This window comes from Sulfitobacter sp. HI0129 (assembly GCF_001635395.1).
In the GTDB taxonomy this organism is placed as follows: Bacteria; Pseudomonadota; Alphaproteobacteria; order Rhodobacterales; family Rhodobacteraceae; genus Sulfitobacter.
On the sequence record NZ_LWGH01000256.1, the window covers coordinates 1 to 5,985 of the forward strand.

Annotated in this window: 6 protein-coding genes; 4 read left to right on the forward strand and 2 right to left on the reverse strand. The window is 65.2% G+C overall.

Features of this window, described 5'->3' with window-relative positions; all coding sequences use genetic code 11:
• Nucleotides 1-1,488 (forward strand): trimethylamine methyltransferase family protein (locus A3764_RS04960; protein ID WP_067951272.1); only part of this gene is annotated, 1,488 nt, incomplete at its 5' end.
• Nucleotides 1,489-1,557: 69 nt separating this feature from the next.
• On the opposite strand, the gene A3764_RS04965 is transcribed toward A3764_RS04960, so the two are convergent.
• Nucleotides 1,558-1,860, reverse strand: coding sequence for an EF-hand domain-containing protein (locus A3764_RS04965; protein ID WP_067928445.1), 303 nt, complete (start codon nt 1,858-1,860; stop codon nt 1,558-1,560).
• A 274-nt stretch (nt 1,861-2,134) separates the two neighbouring features.
• Between A3764_RS04965 and A3764_RS04970 the strand changes: the two genes are divergently transcribed.
• The 3 genes from A3764_RS04970 (at nt 2,135) to A3764_RS04980 (ending at nt 4,722) form a co-directional block, all read left to right on the forward strand.
• On the forward strand, nt 2,135-3,508 hold the full coding sequence (locus tag A3764_RS04970) for a phospholipase D-like domain-containing protein (RefSeq protein ID WP_067928440.1): 1,374 nt from the start codon (nt 2,135-2,137) through the stop codon (nt 3,506-3,508).
• A complete protein-coding gene (locus tag A3764_RS04975) occupies nt 3,505-4,236 on the forward strand; it encodes an endonuclease/exonuclease/phosphatase family protein (RefSeq protein WP_067928436.1) in 732 nt (243 codons plus the stop codon). The genes A3764_RS04970 and A3764_RS04975 overlap by 4 nt, the downstream gene beginning before the upstream one ends.
• A gap of 93 nt (nt 4,237-4,329) precedes the next feature.
• A complete protein-coding gene (locus A3764_RS04980) occupies nt 4,330-4,722 on the forward strand; it encodes a four-helix bundle copper-binding protein (RefSeq protein ID WP_067928432.1) in 393 nt (130 codons plus the stop codon).
• 158 nt (nt 4,723-4,880) lie between these two features.
• Here the strand turns inward: A3764_RS04980 and A3764_RS04985 are convergent.
• Nucleotides 4,881-5,985 (reverse strand): TSCPD domain-containing protein (locus A3764_RS04985; protein WP_443069365.1); only part of this gene is annotated, 1,105 nt, incomplete at its 5' end.

The following is a 5,985-nucleotide window of genomic DNA, read 5'->3' on the forward strand; positions in this document are numbered from 1 at the left end:
CGTGCAGCCCCCCTCGCCCAGCATCTGCGCCCGATCCGCCCCGGCATGAACGGCGGCACCTACCGCCCCCTGTCGGAAGCGGACATGGCGCGCATCCATCAGGCAGCACTCGACGCGCTGGAACAGATCGGCCTTGCCGATGCGCCGCCCTCGGGTGTCGCATATCTTACCGGCGCGGGGGCCGTGCAGGGCGATGACGGTCGCATCCGCTTTCCGCGCGCCTTGGTCGAAGATACCATCGCCCGCGCCAACCGCAGCGTGACGCTGCATGGGCGCGACGCCGCCCATGACCTTGAGCTTGGCGGAACGCGGGTGCACTACGGCACCGCCGGGGCCGCCGTGCATCTGGTGGAACCGGACGGGCGCAACTACCGCGAAAGCGGCGTGCAGGACCTGCATGACGCCGCGCGCATCTGCAATGTGCTCGACAATATCCATTTTCTCCAGCGGCCCATGGTCTGCCGCGACATTCCCGACAACCGGGAAATGGATCTCAACACGATCTATGCCTGCTGTTCCGGCACGACCAAGCATATCGGGGTGTCCTTCACCGAACCCGGCTTCGTCGCCGAGGGGTTAGAGATGCTGCATATGATCGCTGGAGGGGAGGACAAATGGCGCGAGCGGCCCTTTGTCAGCAACTCCAATTGCTTCGTCGTGCCGCCGATGAAATTCGCGACCGAATCCTGTCAGGTGATGGAGGAGGTTATCAAGGGCGGCATGCCGGTGCTGCTGCTTTCGGCAGGCATGGCCGGGGCCACGGCGCCTTCGACCATCGCGGGGGCGATTACACAGGCGGTGGCGGAATGCCTTGCCGGTCTCGTCTATGTCAACGCGGTTAGGCCGGGCCATCCGGCTGTCTTCGGCACATGGCCCTTCGGGCTGGACCTGCGCACAGGGGCGATGACCATCGGGTCGGGCGAACAGGCCCTGCTCAGCGCGGGCTGCGCGCAGATGCACCAGTTCTACGACCTGCCGGGCGGGGCCGCCGCCGGGGGGGCCGATTCCAAGCTACCCGACATGCAGGCGGGCTGGGAGCAGATGTGCACCAACGTGATGGCGGGTCTGTCGGGCCTCAACATGGTCTACGAGGCCGCGGGGATGCATGCCTCGCTGCTGGGTTTCTGCCACGAATCGCTCATCCTCGGGGACGATCTGATCGGTCAGGCGCTGCGCTGCGTGCGCGGAATCGAGGTGAACGACGAAACGCTGGCGCTCGACCAGATGCGCGCGGTCTGCATGGGCGGGCCGGGGCACTACCTCGGCACCGAACAGACGCTGGACCGGATGGAGCAGGACCACGTCTATCCCCGGCTGGGGGACCGCACATCGCCCAAGGAATGGGACGAACGCGGCAAGCCCGATCTGGTGGCCAAGGCCACCATGCGCAAACAGGCGATCCTGTCGGAACCCTCTGCCGCCGCCTTCGCCCCCGATCTGGATACCGCGCTGCGCGACAGGTTCAACATCCACCTGCCCAGACGCTAAAGGGCCTGTATCGCTCCGGGCAACGCCGAAGCTGCTCTGCCCTGATGCTTTGAGCTTGGGCCGGGTGGCTTAGTCCGCGACCTTGATCGCGGCACCCAGACCGAGGCGGGCGGCGGCCTTCGCCTCGGCCATGTCCAGCGCGCCGTCCCGGTCGGTATCCATCGACGAAAAGAGCCGCGCGGTCATGCCTGGGTCCGCGCGCTTTACCTCGGCGATGGTCAACATCCCGTCGCCGTTGGTGTCCACCCGGGCGATCCGATCATCGATGGGCGCGCCGGATAGGTCCTCCGACGCGACTCCCTGGGTCGCGAACAACGCGACGGTCATGGCCATAACGGCCCTCCCGGGGCCGAAGATTATCCTGGGTGTCATGCCACTCTCCTGTGCCTTCGACGCGGCTGGCCGCGCAGGTGCCCACCCAGTCTGCCACGACACGGGGCGAAATGCCCGCCCAAGATGCCATTCACAGGCGATTTGGCGGGCTTTTGCCGAAACGGCGGCCCGCAGGGCAGCGCGCCGCCGATGCGCTTTTGCACCGGTCTGCCCGGTGCGCAGCGCTTTCGCCGCCTGCCGTTTCATTCCGGTCGCACCCCGCCCGAGCCTTTGATAGCAACGCCCGGACAACTGACCGAACGGAGTTTTCCGCATGCTCTACTGGTTCACCACGCACGTCGAGATCGTCGTCGTCGTGCTGCTGACCCTTGCCGCCGCTCTGGTTATCCTGCAGCAGCGCCGGACGCCGCAATCCACCGCCGCCTGGCTGCTTTTCATCGCGGCGCTACCCTGGGCGGCGGTGCCGCTGTTTCTGCTGCTGGGCTTCCGCAAGCGCCATTCGCGCTATCAGCCGATCTTCTTCCGCGAAGGCGATACCGGCGGGCCGCCCCCGGCGCCCGCGCATCCGCTCGACTCCACCTTTCAGCATTACGGCCTGCCCCCGGCACATGCGGGCCAGCGCCTGCGTCTGCTCAAGGAGCGGGAGGAAGCCTTCGAGAGCATGATGCAGGTGATCGACAGCGCCAAAGATCGCGTTCATGCCCTCTTTTACATCGTGGCGAACGACGCCACCGGCGTTGCCTTTGTCGATGCCCTGACCCGCAAGGCGGAAGCCGGTATCAAGGTCCGCCTGCTGATGGACCGTCTCGGCACGGTGCGCGGACCGCACCGCGCACTGAAACGGCTGCGCGCGGCAGGCGGAGAGGTGCGTTTCTACAGCCCCCTTCTGCAGATGCCCGGCAGCGGGCACCTCAACCTGCGCAACCACCGCAAGATGGTGGTTGCCGACGGGGCGCGGGTGTTTTCCGGCGGTATGAATATCGGGGAGCATTATCTCGGGAAAGGAAAGATGCCTGAAGGCTGGATCGACCTCGGCTTTACGCTGGAAGGCACCGCGGTGCAGAGCTTCGCCGATGTCTTCCGCTCCGACTGGAGCGTGGCCAGCGGTGACGACCTCGATGCGGTGCCCCCGGTGGCCCCCGCCACGGGCAGCGACGCGACGGTCCAGCTTGTCCCGTCTGGCCCCGATACGGTCGAAGACCCGCTGCACGACGGGTTGATCCGCGCGTTGCATATGGCCGGAGATCGTATCTGGCTGATCACCCCCTATTTCGTGCCCACGGAACTGCTCAGCAATGCTGTTGCCATCGCTGCGCGGCGGGGTGTCGATGTGCGCATCCTCGTGCCTGCCCGGTCGAACCAGCGCATGGCGGATTTCGCGCGCGGTGCCTACTTGCGGGAAATGAGCGAAGCCGGGGCGCGGATCCTCTATTATCAGCCGGGCATGATCCACGCCAAGGCCGGGATCGTCGACGATACCGCCTATGTGGGGTCCGCCAACTTCGACGTGCGCAGCATGCTGCTGAACTTTGAAACGACGCTTTTCGTCTATGACGCGGGAACGGTGGCGGATCTGGCCAGTTGGTTTGCCATGCTGAGCGAAGATTGCGAAACCGGGCGGCCGCGGGACGGCATGATCCGCCGGGTGGCCGAAGGGCTGTTCCGGCTCGGAGCGCCGATCCTGTGACCGGAGAAACCGAAGCGGAAACCGGCCCCCGGTCGGAGGGCGCGTTGCGTATTGCCAGCTATAACATGCGCAAGGCGATGGGCACCGACCGGCGCCGCGACCCGCACCGGATCATGCGTATCGTAAAAGCCCTGTCGGCCGATGTGGTCGTGCTGCAGGAAGCCGACCGGCGCTATGCCCCGCGCCCTTCCGCCCTGCCCCTGCAGGAACTCGAAGCGCTTACCGGAATGAAACGGGTGCCGGTACCGGGAAACGTCAGCCTCGGCTGGCACGGGAACGCGATTCTCGTCGGTCCAGATGCCGTGATCGATGAGGTGGAATACCTCGAACTGCCGGGAATAGAGCCACGGGGCGCCTTGGTGGCGGACCTGTCGCTGGGGGACCGCGAACTGCGGGTCATCGCCGCGCATCTGGGATTGTTGCGCCCTTCGCGGAAGGGTCAGTTGAGCGCGATGTTCGACCATCTGGCGGAACGTCCGTCGCGCCCCACGGTGATCGCGGGTGACATGAACGAATGGTCCCAGAAGGTGGGGCTGGGGCGGCTCGCGCGGCGCTTTACCATCCATGCGCCGGGCAACAGCTTTCACGCGCGGCTTCCGGTGGCGGCACTGGACCGGATCGCGCTCGATGACCGGCTCGAACTTGCCCATGGCGGAGTGCTGGAGACGCGCGAAACCCGGCGCGCTTCCGATCACCTGCCGATCTGGGTGGATGTCCGGCCCAGATGACGCGCGGGTGGAGTACGTTTCCGCACGATTTTCGCGGCGTGGAACTTGGCCCCCAACGCAGGTGTTTTCCCCGGCAGAGCATAGGAGGACACCATGTCTATCGAGAAGATGATTTCCGAACACCCTGACGTTGCTGGCCATCTCAACGAGCCGCTGGCCAAGGCGGTGCGTCACGCGATGTACTGCGCCGCCATCTGCAATTCCTGCGCCGATGCCTGTCTGGCAGAGGACGATCCCGCCGGGCGCCGCGACTGTATCCGCAAATGCCTCGACTGTGCCGACATCTGCGCGGCGACGGCACGCGTTGCCGCCCGCCGCACCGGCGGCAACGAGCAAATCCTTCGCGCCACGCTCGAACTCTGTGCGAAGGCCTGCGAGGATTGCCGCGACATGTGCAGCAAGCATGACAGCGACCATTGCAAACGCTGCGCCGAGATGTGCCGCGAATGCGCAGAGGATTGCCGCAAGGCGATGGAAAACCTCTGAAGAACGCACCCTAACCGGCTGCTACGCAATAAAAAAGGGAGCACCTCGGTGCTCCCTTGCAGTTTCGCCATCCGGGCTCGATCTGTTAACCGCTCGGTTCACGTTTCGCCTGCGGCCCGGATGCCGTCGAGGGGCGAGCGCACCCGCCCCCGGTCCGTTTAGCTACACCCGGAGGTCCCGCCGCAGGTGTTGCATTTCATGCAGGTGCCGTTGCGCACCAGCGTGTAGTTGCCGCATTCGCCGCAGGCCTCGCCTTCGTAGCCCTGCATCTTGGCCTTGGTCCGCGCATCGATCCCCACCGACCCGCTGCTGACGGCGGTGGACCCGGCCATGGCGACGCTGACGTTGCCGGTTGTCGTGCCCGTGGCCATCGCTGCCGCGCCCATGGTGGCGACTTCTGCGGTCTGGCCGCCCTGCAGCACGATCAGCTCCTGCGGCAGACGGTTGCGCAGATACCCGGTGGAGCTGATCTGGCGCAGCACCTCCAGCGACTTGCCTGCGGCACTCTCGCTCAGTTCCGCGACGTTGCCGACGCCCTCTTCCTCTTCGCCGCGGCCCAACGTGTCGAAGGTGGCGCCTTCGGGTTTCACATGGGCCAGATCCGTCCGGTCTAGGTAGCTGACCGCCAGTTCGCGGAAGATATAGTCAAGGATCGAGGTCGCGTTCTTGATGCTGTCGTTGCCCTGCACCATGCCCGCGGGTTCGAACTTGGTGAAGGTGAAGGCATCGACGAACTCTTCAAGCGGCACGCCGTATTGCAGGCCCACGGAAACCGCGATGGCGAAGTTGTTCATCATCGCCCGGAAACCGGCACCTTCCTTGTGCATGTCGATGAAGATCTCGCCCAGTTTGCCGTCTTCGTATTCGCCGGTGCGCAGATAGACCTTGTGCCCGCCGACGTTGGCTTTCTGGGTATACCCCTTGCGCCGCTGGGGCATCTTTTCGCGGTGGGATTTGATGATCTCCTTGACGATCACCTTTTCCACGATCTTTTCGGCCAGCACGGCGGCCTTGTCCTGCATCGAGCCGCTTTCCAGCGTTTCGGCGGCCTCGTCGTCGTCCTCGACCAGCGCGGCGGCGAGCGGCTGGCTCAGCTTCGATCCGTCGCGGTAGAGCGCATTGGCCTTGATCCCCAGCGACCAGCTGAGCTCATAAGCGTTCTGGCAATCGGAGATCGACGCATCGTTGGGCATGTTGATCGTTTTGGAGATCGCGCCCGAGATGAAGCTTTGCGCGGCGGCCATCATGTAGATGTGGCTATTG